Genomic DNA, 586 nt, shown 5'->3' with positions numbered 1-586 from the left:
TCCCAGCCCCGTACGGGGTTCCTGGGCCTGCGAAGCCCGAGAGCGACCCGGGCCACGTACGGCCTGCCGGTCATCAGGTGCCACACTTCGGGCCCCACACCTGCGGCGCGCACACCGACGAGCACCTCGTCGTCGCGCGGTACGGGACGGTCGATGTCACGAAGGGCCAGGACTTCCTCCGAGCCGTACGCGTCCTGAACGATCGCCTTCATCGGCGCGGCCCCCTCCGAAGTGCTCCCATCGAACCAGGATTGCCCCGGTTCGCCGAGGCTTCAAGCGAGCTCCGTGTCGAGTTCGACCCCGCCCCGGACAGGCAGGACCTTCAGCGAACTGTGGTCGAGTGCCCTCGGACCTCCGCCCCGGCAGGGCCCGGCCATCAGGGTCCCCGCCTGACCAGCGGCTCGCCGGAGCGGGGAGAGCGGGGCGGCCGTCCGGGGACGGAGAGAGGCCCCGAATTGGTCTAGTCCTCGTTTGGTTCAGACCATTGACATGCCTATGACTACAGGGCTAATCCGTAGGGCAACACCGTTGCGTCGTACACCAGTTGACGCCACTCACCTCTTGGATGGCCATGAGACGTATGCGT

The 586-nt window shown here is 67.4% G+C and carries 1 pseudogene; it reads right to left on the bottom strand.

Annotation, left to right across the window (positions count from 1 at the left end):
* Positions 1 to 212 (bottom strand): annotated as a pseudogene (locus AB8Z36_RS41620) (NAD(P)-dependent alcohol dehydrogenase); the annotation flags it as partial.
* Positions 213 to 586: the final 374 nt, after the last annotated feature.

The sequence above is a fragment of the Streptomyces flavofungini genome, assembly GCF_041028215.1.
GTDB lineage: Bacteria > Actinomycetota > Actinomycetes > Streptomycetales > Streptomycetaceae > Streptomyces > Streptomyces flavofungini_B.
Note: the sequence above shows the minus strand (reverse complement) of the source record. Positions and strands in the feature narration are given on the sequence as shown.